Here is a 13,337-nt window from a genome sequence, read left to right on the forward strand (position 1 = left end):
TAGGGCACGATGAAGATATGAAGCACTGTCATATTTAGACAATACCCCTTCCAGTATTGGGATAATAATACGGTGCCGCATAAATGCTCCAGTCTTGAATGCGTCGATTAGTCAAAATCGCTTCAGCTCCGTTGATTTCAGCTTCGGTTCCTTCTACTAAAATTACGTATTTGCCTTGTTCGAGCATTTCGTTGAAATACTTCGCTCTTTCTTCGGGAACTCCCCAGCCAATCAGGGCACCAACCAAACCGCCTCCAGCAGCACCGATACCGCTACCTAGTAAGGTGTTGGCTAAAACTACTCCCAATTCGGCTACGGCACCAACTCCCGGAAGTGCAATTACGCCCAAGCCGCCAATTAATCCGATTAGACCTCCAGTAGCAGCACCAGTAGTAGCTCCTGCCGCCGCGCCACCTTTAGCTTGTTCGCTGGGAAGTTTTACGTCTGCACCACTAATGTTTTCTTGGGCTTCGACGTTTTTAGCGATTACCGAAACTCGATCCATATCAAATCCAGCATCTCTCAATTCTCGAAGAGCGTATTCAGCGTCTTCACGGGTAGTAAAGGTACCAACTGCGTGTTTCAGTTCGTTATTAGCCATTTTTAATTGCTTGAGATTTCTACGGTCTTATTTTGCTGGAAATACCGTCATAGTTAATCTTCCGTAAGAGATATTCTCTTTAAAACAAGTGTAATTTTGACAATTTGCAGCGTCAAAATAAAATTAGAACATTCTTGAGTTTTATACTAGATCTGAAGTTTTCTGTCGTTCAGGAAAAGGATCAATAATCAGTCGAATAGGAGACTTTCGTATGGATTTAACTATTCCCAAGTCTTGATTTTCTGGCGCGGTAAAATCATAAATAACTTAAACCAAGTAATCTTTTAACTAGACTAAAAGCTTGTTCAAATCGCCATCTTTTTCGATCCATAGTAAAGTTAAAACCGCAGCTACCATCAATGGTAAATTCAATATTCTGTCTCTTAATCCTAGTTGACGATAATAATTTTCTTGATTGGTAATTGCAGTCTTCTAATAAAGCTGCTTCGGTGGGCTGAGGTTGCCTAGTGCGTACCCTGGAATCAGCAGTGGTTCGCATTCGGGTGGCAGTAGAGATATAGTCTAGGATTTCTCCGCAAAATCTGCAAGTGCCTGACGTAGCTTAAGTAAACCACGCCGCGCTCTAGACTTTACTGTTCCAATTGGCGTGTTTAACTGCGTGGCTATTTCTGACTGGCTCAACCCTTCATAATACGCCATTTTTAGAACTTCTCGTTCCTGACTGGTTAACTGGGCAAGAGCATTTTTCACCTCTTGCGATCGCTCTACCCGAGAGACTTCCTCGATTGGGTGATAAGATATTACTCTAGAACGACCGCTTGATATCTGTCGTCGTAGCTGCTTCTGATTTCTGGTACGAGTTCTTAAAAGATCGAAGGCTCGCGAGCGCGTTAAAATTCCCAAAAAGGTACGTAAACTGCCTCGTTTGGGATCGTAAGTACTTTCTTTAATCTTTAAAAAAATATCTTGAGTTAGATCCTCTGCTTCTTGACTATTACCCAGCAATTTGAGAGCTATTCCGTAGACCGATGGAGCATGACGGTCGTACAAAATAGCTAAAGCATTTTTCTGCCCCATTTGTAAGAGGGTAAATAACTCTGCATCACTCTGACAAGGCTTGCCTGGATTGGAAGAATGGCTGGATGATTCCGAGGACATGAACGAAGAACTAGAAGAACTAATCGAGAATATTTATAATCAATCTCTATAAAATTAGTTTACAGTTCTTCTGGAGATGAATATAAAAAGATATTGTGAAGTAATTGATAATTTCTTGATTAAATCTAAATATTTTTTTAAAAAACTAGTATGGCTTTTTAAGAATTTGTAATTTTTAAATCTATTATTAGAAAATCGATACTTTAAAAAATTTAAGTATTTTTGTTTTTTTGTGGATTTAAAACCATTTATTTTTTTTTGGTAAAACCCAAAAATTAAAGTTTAATAGCAAACTAAAGGTGAGTTATATTTCAAAATTTTATCTAAAGAATAACTAAACTTATGCTAATAATAAACCATCTCGAGCTCGCTCGAGTCAATTGTCAATTGCGACTTGTATTGTATTTTGTTCGATCGGACTAAATGATTTTCAATCCAGCAAGCCTAAATTATTAGTAAAAATAGCTTCTGCCGGTTGCTTTACCTCTGTTTGAATGTTTGAATTTTGATGACTCAAACAAAACTGCGATACGGGCAAGCGATCGCTTGCTGTCAACAAAATTCCAGATTGATATCTATTCTGCGCCTGCAATGGGTGCAAAACCCTGACGCTGAATATTTTCTGTAACTACGCGAGGATCGAGGAACTGCAACAAGTAATCGGGTCCTCCTGCTTTAGAACCCACTCCAGACAACTTAAAGCCGCCAAAAGGCTGACGGGCAACAATTGCACCGGTAATGGTGCGATTGACATAAAGATTGCCCACTTCGAATTCTCGATAAGCTCGCTCGATGCGCTCGGGAGTGCGGGAATATAAACCACCAGTGAGAGCGTAATCGGTTCCGTTGGCAATTTGCAAGGCTTCATCAAAATTACTGGCTCGCATAACTGCTAAGACGGGACCGAAGATTTCTTCCTGGGCAATGGTAGTATCGGGAGTTACTTCACTAAAAATCGTCGGAGGAATAAAATAACCATCCTCTGGTGCAGACATTTTTAAGGCTAATTGGCTTTCTCGTTTCCCTCGGGCGATATATTCTAAAATGCGATCGCGCGCTCCGGCATCGATGACGGGACCGACTTGAGTACTTGGAAGATCGGCAGCACCAACGTTAAGGGATTTGGTTGCTTCTACTAATCTCGACAAGAAAGGATCGTAGATGGATTCGGCTACGATGACTCGCGAACAGGCAGAACATTTTTGTCCGGTATAACCAAAAGCCGATTGCACTACTCCTGCTACAGCTTGGTCGAGGTCGGCGCTTTCATCGACGATAATTGCATTCTTGCCGCCCATTTCGGCAATTACTTTTTTCAGATGTTTTTGTCCTGGCTGCAAAATAGCAGCATCGGCATAGATGCTACAGCCGACTCCTCGCGAACCCGTAAAGGCAATTACGTGTGTGTCTTGGTGTTTGACTAGATAGGTTCCGACTTGCGAACCTTTACCGGGAACGTATTGAAAAACTCCTCGGGGAATACCTGCTTCTACCAATATTTCGGTTAGCTTAGCAGCAATTATCGAAGAAGTGGCGGCAGGTTTGAGTAGGGTGCAGTTGCCCGTTACTAAAGCGGCAACAGTCATGCCAGTAGCGATCGCCAAGGGAAAGTTCCAAGGAGAAATTACCACGGCAATACCTTTGGGTTGATAGAAGTAACGGTTATTTTCCCCGGCAAGATCGTAATTATAGCCAGCATCGAGCCTTTCCATTTCGTCAGCATAGTAGCGACAAAAATCGATCGCCTCAGAAACTTCGCCATCGGCTTGAGGAATAATTTTCCCTACTTCTAAGCAAATCCAGGCGTTGAGTTCGTGTCGCCGCGACTCCATAATCTCGGCTGCTTTACGAAGTATATCGGCTCGCTCTTTGGCGGAGGTGCGTTTCCAACTAGGAAAGGCGGCTTTAGCTGCCTCCATGGCACGTTCTGCTTGTTCTAGAGAAATTTGACCGACTTTACCGACTAATTCTGCGGTTCTAGAAGGATTGATCGAGTCGATATAGTGTTCTGTTTTGATGTATTCGCCATCAATTAAAGGTAAGTAGGTTTTACCGAGAGAATTACCTACGCTTGAGAGTGCTTCTTGGGCTTTGGTTCTTTTTGCCACGTCGGCATAATCTGTATCGGGCGCGTTTTGAAAAGTAGGAGTTTTATCTCCATCCTCTGTTAGTTTTGTCTGTTTCTCTTCTACCACTGGTGGAGCGATTAGTTCGGCAATGGGTCTTTGTTCCTGATTTTGTCGCAGAAAAGAACTGTTGGCAGTATTTTCCAGCAAACGACGGATTAAATACGCCATTCCTGGCAATAGCTCTCCGTAAGGAGCATATACTCGAACTCGATGTCCTCGTTTTACTAAAGCTTTAGCCAGTTTATCCCCCATACCGTACAACACTTGCATCTCGAAGCGATGAGAGGGAATCTCTAGGGTTTCGGCGATCGCACAAGCTAGAGCCTGAGAGCGTACGTTGTGACTGCCGATGGCAGCATAAACATGCTGATAATTTTCTAGCAATAAACGGGTCATCCGCTCGAAATTGGCATCGGTTGCCGCTTTTTGATTATATACTGGTTGGTGCCAATGATTCTGGATGGCTCTGATGGTTTCGCGATCCCAATAGGCTCCTTTAACCAGTCTAATCGTCAGAGGATTGCCGCGCTGTTTAACCCACTCAATTAATTCTTCTAAGTCTCGGTAGGAATCTCGAAGATAAGCCTGTAAAGTCATGCCAATATCGGTGTGATCGCGAAATTCCTCTTCGGTGAGTAATTCTTTAAGAATTGCCAGGGTTAGATCTTTATATTCATACTGTTCCATATCAAAATGGATCGCCGCACCACATTCTTGGGCATGACGCAATAAAACCCGAATGCGATCGCAGACTCTGGCTTTACTGCCTTCGGGATCGAGGGGATCGAATTGGGAATAAAAAGCGGTTAGCTTGACTGATACTTGCACTTGGGGTAACTCTTCACCGTCGGCTAAATCGATCCCTTCGGTGCGTTTCCAGGTTTGAGCTGTTTGGCTCAACTGAGAAATTAATTCTAGATATCTTTGTAGATAAGCTTCAGCTTCGGTTTCGGTAATTACCGCCTCTCCCAACAAATCGATGGTGAAACTCATTGCTTCTTTACGCATTCTGGCGATCGCTTTGATTACCTCGGCGATATTTTTCCCCGCGATATATTTGTATGCTAGAGTTTCCACGGCTTTGGTCATGGTGGCGGCGGCTGTCTGCGCGGGAAAGGAATCAGGATCGCTAAAGTTGAGGATTCCTTTCAGTGCTGCTGGTAATTCTACCGACTCATCACTTAGATACTGTTGCAGGTGCAAAGCAATTTCTGCTTTACTCTGCAGTGCGGGGAGAGTATCAATTAAGCGAAACATTTGTACCCGTAACCCAGGATTTGCCATCGTCCAATCTAGAAGCTTTTCATCCCAGCGCATTTGGTCGCGCATCTGGGAGAAAATATTTTGCTTTTCTCTAGTGGTTTCTATTAGCTTTTGGGCAATCTTTTGGGTTTTTTCTTCTAACGGGCGATCGGTTTCGAGATATTTATCTGTTCGAACAACCACGATTTTATAAGCTCCTAGAAATAGACGTTATTTTTGCTAGCCTTTTATTATAACTTTTAATTCGGGTCGGGAAAATTGTATTTTGTAATGCTTTGGCTAGCAAGATTACAATTATTTAAAAGTTTAATTAGCTTTAGTCTAAAAACTCAAACCATCCAGATAGGATAATTTTTGTAAATTTTATAACAAACTATGGTAATTGCTAATAAAAAGTCAACTATAGAGCAACAAGCTAACAAATTATTAGAACGGTCAATTATTTATTATCAAAATCGTCCCGTAGGCACCGTTGCCGCTACCGATTCAGAAAGAGCGGCACTCAACTACGACCAGTGTTTTATCCGCGACTTCATACCTGCGGCTCTAGTATTTTTGATTCAGGGCAAAACCGATATCGTATATAACTTTTTTATGGAAACTGTCGCTCTCCAGAAACAAGAAAGGCGGATCGACTGCTATGAACCACCTCCAGGTTTAATGCCAGCCAGTTTCAAAGTAGAATCGGCAGGAGGAGAACAGTATTTACACGCTGATTTTGGCGATAAAGCGATCGGCAGAGTTACCCCGATTGATTCTTGTCTGTGGTGGATTATTCTCTTGAGAGCCTATGTCAAAGCCACCGATGACATTACTATTGCCCATCGTCCTGACTTTCAAGAAGCACTCAAATTTATTCTCAAGATCTGTTTGGGTCCTCAATTTGAGATGACTCCTACTTTACTTGTTCCCGATGGCGCGTGTATGATCGACCGCCGCATGAGTGTAGACGGTCACCCCCTAGAAATACAGTCTTTATTTTATGCTGCTTTGCGCTCGGCGAGAGAATTATTAGTCACTGATGCTGAAGGCAAAGACATCATCGTTCGGATTAATAATCGCCTCAGCAGTTTCGTCTTTCACATGCGTTACTATTATTGGCTCGATCTCAAAAAGCTCAATGAAATTCATCGCTATCAAGGGGATCAATTTGGCGAGTCCGTAGTTAATAAATTTAATATCTATCCCGAATCAATTCCCTACTGGGTAACCGAATGGATGCCCGATCGCGGTGGTTATCTAGCTGGTAATCTCGGACCAGGTAGAATGGATTTTCGCTTTTTTAGTTTGGGCAATTTAATGGCGATCGTCTCATCTTTGGCTACTGATATCCAAGCTGACGAAATTTTAACTCTGATTGAAGAACGTTGGGACAGTTTGGTCAGTAAAATGCCGATGAAAATTTGTTTTCCTGCCGTTGAGGGTCTAGCTTGGCAAATTGTGACCGGTTCCGATCCGAAAAATACTCCCTGGTCTTATCATAATGGGGGGAGTTGGCCGATCCTGTTATGGATGCTAATGGCAGCCAGCCAGAAAATGGGTCGAGAAGAACTCGGAGAGCGAGCAGTGGCGATCGCTGAAACTCCCCTGATGCAGGATGAATGGCCTGAGTATTATGATGGCAAAAATGGTCGTTTAATCGGTAAAGCTGCCAGAAAATTTCAGACCTGGACGATTGCAGGTTTTTTACTGGCAAAATTACTCAGAGCCAATCCCCAATGTTTGAACTTGATTTGTTTCGAGCAAGATACTGAAGCCGTTGCCTGTCAGATTTGATTGTGTTTTTTTTAGGTAAATTCGAGCTGCTTAGTTTTTTTCCGGAAGCGATGGCAAGGTGTTGCTTCGGTGCTAATATTATCCTCAAGCCGCTCGTTACAACATCATTTACTGGCTACTCGTTACTTACTATTAGCAAAAATTCACCTAAAATCTCAAGTATCTCCAAGCGATCGCTTCTAAAAAATTACTAATACCGATTTATAATTATCTATTGCTATTTTTTAATGATTTATTTTTTTAGGCAAAAACCTACCGTTTTTAGGAATTTAAATGGTTAAAAAGGGATTTTTTGTTTTAAACTATCAATATATTGAATATACCTAATTTAATAAATTTTATTTGAGGTTCTCCTCGTTTAATTAATAATGCCAAAATTTCAATCTTGAGATTGTAAGCATTTAAAATAGATAATTCTTTAAAGGTCTATTCACTTAAAGTTATAGTAAGCTTTGTAATATTCTCGGAGCAATCTATAGCAGAATTGCCATGAGTACGAATTTGTGTTTATGGCAAACTGCAATTGCATTATTTTTATTTATATATTTTTAGCTATATTAGGTTGTTGACTACATGGAGTCATATAATAACTACATAAGAGATCGTCTGTCTATATTCGTAGACGGAAATAATATGTTTTATGCCCAACAAAAGAATGGTTGGTTTTTCGATCCTCGAAGAGTATTAGATTTTTTTGCTAACGATCCGACGGTGATTTTAGTCAATGCGTTTTGGTACACGGGTTTAAAAGATGCTCAAGATCAACGGGGATTTCGCGATGCTTTAATCAGTCTGGGTTATACGGTTAGAACTAAAATTCTTAAAGAATACTATGATGATTCATCGGGTCGCTACTCTCAGAAAGCTAATTTAGATATTGAAATTGTAGTTGATATGTTTAATACTGTAGAGCAGTATGACCGAGTAGTTTTATTTAGTGGCGATGGTGATTTCGAACGGGCGATCGAACTACTGCGGTCAAAAAACACCCATATTACCGTAGTTTCTACGGAGGGTATGATTGCTAGAGAGCTGCGTAATGCTACGGATAGATATATAGATCTCAACGATATTAGAAATGTGATAGAAAAAAGCGATTTTTAATTGAGGAAATAGCATCAGAAAGTAGGTACTAGTGGTCGGTCAACATTACTTAGTAGTTAGGGGTTAGTTGTCAATAGTTTTAATTTTACCTAGTTCATCTCTGTGAGTCGATCGCCTATAATTTTTAAATACCAATACAAATACACAAAATAGATCCCATTAAGAGCGCGAATTTGGGTTATGAATAATTCATCAGACCGTATTATTATTTTCGATACTACTTTAAGAGATGGAGAACAGTCACCAGGAGCCACTCTCAACGTTACGGAAAAGCTTGAAATTGCCCGCGCTCTGGCACGATTGGGAGTTGATGTAATCGAAGCTGGATTTGCTTATGCCAGTCCTGGAGATTTTGAAGCGGTGCAAAAAGTAGCTCAAACCGTAGGTACGGAGGATGGACCCGTAATTTGTAGTTTGGCAAGAGCGATAAAAGCCGATATTAAAGCTGCCGCAGAAGCTCTAAAACCTGCCGCTAAAGCCAGGATTCATACTTTTATTTCTACTTCGGACATTCATTTAAAATATCAGCTCAAAAAATCTCGTTCCGAAGTTCTCGCTATCGCTGAAGAAATGGTGGCATACGCTAAATCCTTTATGGAAGATGTAGAATTTTCACCTATGGACGCGGGACGTAGCGACTCGGAATATTTATATCAAGTCTTAGAAGCGGCGATCGCAGCAGGAGCGACGACGATCAATATCCCCGATACTGTCGGTTACACTACTCCTAAAGAATTTGGGGCATTAATTAAAGGGATTAAAGAAAACGTTTCTAATATCGACAAAACAGTTATTTCCGTTCACGGTCATAACGATTTGGGCTTGGCCGTAGCGAGCTTTTTAGAAGCGATTGAAAATGGCGCGAGACAGCTAGAATGTACCATTAACGGCATCGGCGAACGGGCCGGCAATGCCGCACTGGAAGAATTAGTGATGGCACTCCACGTCCGTCGTCAGTATTTTAATCCCTTCCTCGGTAAACCTGCCGATTCCACCGAACCTCTAACCAATATCGATACCCAACAGATTTATAAAACCTCTCGCTTGGTATCCAACTTGACGGGGATGATGGTACAGCCCAACAAAGCGATCGTTGGCTCTAATGCTTTCGCTCACGAATCTGGCATTCACCAAGATGGCATTCTCAAAAATAAACTGACCTACGAAATCATGGACGCTCAGTCCATTGGTTTGACCGACAATCAAATTATTCTGGGCAAACATTCTGGGCGTAACGCTTTCCGCACTAGGTTAATCGAGTTGGGTTACGAACTTTCCGAATCCGAACTCAACAAAGCCTTCGTGCGTTTTAAGGAGGTTGCCGACAAGAAAAAAGTAGTCAGCGATCGCGATATCGAAGCCATTGTCAACGACGAAATTCGTCAGCCTCCCGAACTGTTCCGCTTGGAACTAATTCAGGTCAGTTGCGGCGATCGCTCCCGTCCTACCGCTACGGTAACTATCCGTACCCCTGAAGGTAAGGAGTTAACCGATGTGGCAATTGGTACGGGTCCAGTCGATGCCATTTGTAAAGCGATCGATCGTGTAATTGAAGTGCCCAACGAACTGATCGAATTATCGATGCAATCAGTTACCGAAGGTATCGATGCAATGGCGGAGGTGACTATTCGCCTACGCCATGAGGATAAAATTTATTCTGGTCGTACCGCCAATACGGATATCGTCGTTGCTTCGGCTCGCGCCTACATTAAAGCGTTAAATCGTCTCTATGCGAATTCGCAAATGACCAGCAACACTCAACCCGCAGCCCTGTAAATTGTTTCGATCGTTTTGGTTCTGGTAAGTAAGGGCGATTCGCGAATCGCCCTTACTTACCAGAACAATTCGCGAATCGCCCCTACTACTTATTGCCGACGCGATCTAAGTGCACCTCACTCAACTGAGAATTATTATCTGTTTTGTGTTGTTTTTGAATCCATAGCGAAGTGCAGGGGATTTTACTTTTATCGCAGCGGTGAGAGTATTTTTGAGCTACGTCAGTAACTTCTCTAAGTAAACCCTGGCTCAAAGTAGTGGGCTTGAGTCCCATATCTAAAAAACGCTGGTTTTTGACAAATAGCTCGTTTTCTGGGGCTTCGTTGCGAGGATTTGGCAAGTAGGCAATTTCTACACCCGTCATTTCCGAAACCATCGCCGCTAAATCTCTAACTCGATGAGTTTCGGTCATCTGGTTGAGAATTCTCACTCTCTCCCCAGCTTGAGGGGGATTTTCAATTGCTAGCTGGATACAGCGTACCGTATCTTTGATGTGAATAAAGGCGCGAGTTTGTCCTCCCGTACCGTGTACTGTTAGGGGATAGCCAATTGCAGCCTGCATTAAAAAGCGGTTGAGTACCGTACCATAATCGCCATCATAATCAAAGCGGTTAATCAAGCGTTCGTCCATCAAAGTTTCAGGAGTGTTAGTTCCCCAAACAATACCTTGGTGCAGATCCGTGACTCTAACACCGTCGTTTTTATTGTAGTAGAAGAAAAATAGTTGGTCTTGAGTTTTGGTCATGTGATAGACGCTACCAGGGTTGGCAGGATAGAGAATTTCTTGCTGGATGCGATCGCCATTATCGGCAACGACTTCAACATCCAAATAACCTTCAGGAATTTTCATCCCGGCAGTACCATAACCATAGACTCCCATAGTACCCAAGTGTACTAAGTGAATATCTAAGCCAGATTCGACGATAGCGCAGAGCAAATTATTAGTAGCATTAAGATTATTGTTAACCGTATATCGCTTGTGTTTGGAAGACTTCATCGAATAGGGGGCTGCCCGCTGTTCGGCAAAATGGACGATAGCATCTGGCTTTTCTGCCAGAATCAGATTTAACAGGCGGTCGTATTCAATGGCAATATCGATATTGTGAAACTCGATTTTCTTACCCGTGTGTTGATACCAGGTTTTGAGCCTTTGTCCGATGGGAGCGATTGGAGTTAGAGAGCTTACTTCTAGTTCGTTGTCAATATTGCGTCGCGATAAATTATCGACAATAACTACTTCAAAGTTTTGCTGGGACAAGTGTAGAGAAGTAGGCCAGCCACAGAAACCGTCTCCTCCTAAAATAATAACTTTCATATCTTGCCTCTAAATAATCAGTATAGAAACGTTTTTGCAATCTAAATCATTTAACCAAATTTTGAGGCTTTATGGTTTTTTTTAAGGATTTAATCTCTGTATCGAGTTCTAATGAAGCAAGAAGAAAATCTCGATTAATTGTCTAAACTGTAATAGTTGAGCTGTAACTAAAATTGCCTACTGTAAACTATGACACTAGCGGTATCATTCAACTCGACCGCCAAAACCTATTGAATTGAAGTAAAGAGCAATGAACTTAAACGTTACTCAAAAACTCATCCAGTCTCATTTAATTTCTGGCGAGATGAATCCTGGTGCAGAAATCGCTTTACGCATCGACCAATCTCTCACCCAAGATGCGACGGGAACGATGGTGATGCTGGAGTTGGAAGCGATGGGACTAAAACGAGTTAAAACTGAACTTTCCGCTCAATACGTCGATCATAATTTACTGCAAACCGACTATAAAAATGCCGACGATCACCTATTTTTGCGCTCGGCTTGTCAGAAATTTGGGATTTGGTACAGTCGTCCTGGTAATGGCATCTCTCACGCCGTACACATGGAGCGGTTTGGCATACCCGGAAAAAGCTTAATCGGTTCGGATAGCCATACTCCCGCAGCTGGAGGCATGGGGATGTTAGCTTTTGGTGCGGGTGGTATCGACGTGGCAATGGCGATCGCTGGCGAACCGATGTTTCTCAAAATGCCCCAAGTTTTAGGCGTTAAGTTGACCGGCAAGCTACCAGACTGGGTAAGTGCTAAAGATGTGGTTTTAGAAATGTTACGTCGCTATGATGTTGATGGCGGCAGGGGCAAGATTATTGAGTATTATGGTCCTGGTCTGCAGTACCTCAGTGCGATGGATCGTCACGTAATTGCCAACATGGGTACGGAAATGGGTGCCACTACTACAGTTTTTCCTTCCGATGAAGAAATTAAGCGATTCTTAATCGCTCAGGGACGAGGAGAGGACTGGGTGGAATTGGTTGCCGATCCTGGTGCTGAATACGATCTCACTGAGGAGATTAATCTCTCAGACTTAGAACCTCTCATTGCCTGCCCTTCTAGCCCTGGAAACGTCGTACCCGTTAGAGAAGTAGCAGGACGAGAAGTTTCTCAGGTCGTCGTCGGTTCTTCGGCAAATCCCGGCTTGCGAGATTTTTGGATCGTCAGTCAAATGGTCAAAGGCAAAACGATTAGCGATCGCGTTTCGTTTGATATTAATCCTACCTCTCGTCAAGCAGTGGAAAATTTGGCTGCTATGGATACGGCATTTATCGACTTGATTCATACAGGTGCCAGGTTTCATCAAGCTGGATGCTTGGGCTGTATCGGCATGGGACAAGCTCCTGCTTCAGAAGAAATTTCTCTGAGAACCATGCCGCGTAATTTTCCAGGACGTTCTGGTACTGCTGACGATCGGGTCTATCTTTGTAGTCCAGAAACCGCAGCAGCTTCTGCTTTGACTGGTAAAATTACCGATCCCAAGCAAATGGAACAACTCTATGAGATGAGCTATCCTCAGTTCGTGCAGCCTGAAACAGAAATTATCAATACTGAGATGATCGTACCACCTCCTAGCGATGGTAGTAACGTTGAATTGGTCAAAGGACCGAATATCGAAACCTTTCCTGAATTTTCTGCCTTACCAGAGCGAGCTACCGTTCCCGTTTTGTTTAAAGTAGGGGATAATATCTCTACCGATGAAATTTTACCTGCAGGGGCGCAAGTGTTGCCTTTTCGTAGCAATATCCCCAAAATTAGCGAGTTTGTCTACTATTTGGATGAACCTACCTTTGCCGAGAGAGCTAAGACGGCACAAGCGGAGTTTGGAGGACACGTTTTAGTGGCAGGGGATAACTACGCACAGGGTTCGAGTCGAGAACACGCGGCGATCGCTCCTCGCTATTTAGGACAAATTGCCGTTATTGCTAAATCTTATGCCCGTATTGGTTGGCAAAATCTGATTAACTTCGGTATTTTTCCGCTAGAATTTGTCAATCCCGAAGACTATGAGGCGATCGCTCAGGGTAACATGTTAGTTTTTGAGAATCTACATCGTGCACTAAAGACTGATGAAAACGTAGTAGTTAAACATCGAGATAGTGATCGCACTTATGAACTGACCTACAGTCTCAGCCCCCGTCAGCGAGAAATAATTTTAGCAGGTGGCTTAATTAACTACTACAAATTTCAAGAGCGTGCCGTTCCTGTATAATACGTATTCTGCATTTGGCAGATAAATTTGCGT

Annotated in this window: 9 protein-coding genes; 4 read left to right on the forward strand and 5 right to left on the reverse strand. The window is 42.6% G+C overall.

Features of this window, described 5'->3' with window-relative positions; translation table 11 throughout:
- Positions 1-34: 34 nt before the first annotated feature.
- From ACLFKQ_RS04775 to pruA, 4 genes are all read right to left on the reverse strand, one after another.
- Positions 35-601, reverse strand: a complete 567-nt coding sequence (locus ACLFKQ_RS04775) for a general stress protein (protein ID WP_448998723.1) — start codon at positions 599-601, stop codon at positions 35-37.
- A gap of 522 nt (positions 602-1,123) precedes the next feature.
- Entirely contained in the window at positions 1,124-1,720 is a 597-nt protein-coding gene (locus ACLFKQ_RS04780; RefSeq protein ID WP_448998724.1) for a sigma-70 family RNA polymerase sigma factor, read from the reverse strand.
- Between the two features lie 430 nt (positions 1,721-2,150).
- Positions 2,151-2,279: a hypothetical protein gene (locus tag ACLFKQ_RS04785; RefSeq protein WP_448998725.1), complete on the reverse strand. Its 129-nt coding sequence runs from the start codon at positions 2,277-2,279 to the stop codon at positions 2,151-2,153.
- 16 nt (positions 2,280-2,295) lie between these two features.
- Positions 2,296-5,295: an L-glutamate gamma-semialdehyde dehydrogenase gene (pruA, locus tag ACLFKQ_RS04790; RefSeq protein WP_448998726.1), complete on the reverse strand. Its 3,000-nt coding sequence runs from the start codon at positions 5,293-5,295 to the stop codon at positions 2,296-2,298.
- A gap of 192 nt (positions 5,296-5,487) precedes the next feature.
- Between pruA and ACLFKQ_RS04795 the strand changes: the two genes are divergently transcribed.
- The 3 genes from ACLFKQ_RS04795 to ACLFKQ_RS04805 all read left to right on the forward strand — a co-directional run bounded on the left by ACLFKQ_RS04795 (position 5,488) and on the right by ACLFKQ_RS04805 (position 9,768).
- Positions 5,488-6,888, forward strand: a complete 1,401-nt coding sequence (locus ACLFKQ_RS04795) for a glycoside hydrolase 100 family protein (protein ID WP_448998727.1) — start codon at positions 5,488-5,490, stop codon at positions 6,886-6,888.
- 573 nt (positions 6,889-7,461) lie between these two features.
- Entirely contained in the window at positions 7,462-7,992 is a 531-nt protein-coding gene (locus tag ACLFKQ_RS04800) for a LabA-like NYN domain-containing protein (RefSeq protein ID WP_448998728.1), read from the forward strand.
- Positions 7,993-8,172: 180 nt separating this feature from the next.
- Entirely contained in the window at positions 8,173-9,768 is a 1,596-nt protein-coding gene (locus tag ACLFKQ_RS04805) for a 2-isopropylmalate synthase (protein WP_448998729.1), read from the forward strand.
- A gap of 85 nt (positions 9,769-9,853) precedes the next feature.
- Here the strand turns inward: ACLFKQ_RS04805 and ACLFKQ_RS04810 are convergent, their stop codons facing one another.
- The gene (locus ACLFKQ_RS04810; RefSeq protein ID WP_448998730.1) at positions 9,854-11,083 is read right to left on the reverse strand and encodes an NAD-dependent epimerase/dehydratase family protein; all 1,230 of its coding nucleotides are present in this window, start codon (positions 11,081-11,083) and stop codon (positions 9,854-9,856) included.
- 250 nt (positions 11,084-11,333) lie between these two features.
- On the opposite strand from ACLFKQ_RS04810, the gene ACLFKQ_RS04815 reads away from it, so the two are divergent.
- Entirely contained in the window at positions 11,334-13,304 is a 1,971-nt protein-coding gene (locus ACLFKQ_RS04815; RefSeq protein ID WP_448998731.1) for an aconitate hydratase, read from the forward strand.
- Positions 13,305-13,337 lie beyond the last annotated feature (33 nt).

Source organism: Myxosarcina sp. GI1(2024) (assembly GCF_053543375.1).

What these genes read in the sequence shown, in the direction of transcription:
- ACLFKQ_RS04795 (WP_448998727.1), top strand. Translation starts at nt 5,488, where the DNA reads ATGGTAATTGCTAATAAAAAGTCAACTATAGAGCAACAAGCTAACAAA.
- ACLFKQ_RS04810 (WP_448998730.1), bottom strand. Translation starts at nt 11,083, where the DNA reads ATGAAAGTTATTATTTTAGGAGGAGACGGTTTCTGTGGCTGGCCTACT.
- ACLFKQ_RS04780 (WP_448998724.1), bottom strand. Translation starts at nt 1,720, where the DNA reads ATGTCCTCGGAATCATCCAGCCATTCTTCCAATCCAGGCAAGCCTTGT.
- ACLFKQ_RS04805 (WP_448998729.1), top strand. Translation starts at nt 8,173, where the DNA reads ATGAATAATTCATCAGACCGTATTATTATTTTCGATACTACTTTAAGA.
- ACLFKQ_RS04800 (WP_448998728.1), top strand. Translation starts at nt 7,462, where the DNA reads ATGGAGTCATATAATAACTACATAAGAGATCGTCTGTCTATATTCGTA.
- ACLFKQ_RS04815 (WP_448998731.1), top strand. Translation starts at nt 11,334, where the DNA reads ATGAACTTAAACGTTACTCAAAAACTCATCCAGTCTCATTTAATTTCT.
- ACLFKQ_RS04775 (WP_448998723.1), bottom strand. Translation starts at nt 601, where the DNA reads ATGGCTAATAACGAACTGAAACACGCAGTTGGTACCTTTACTACCCGT.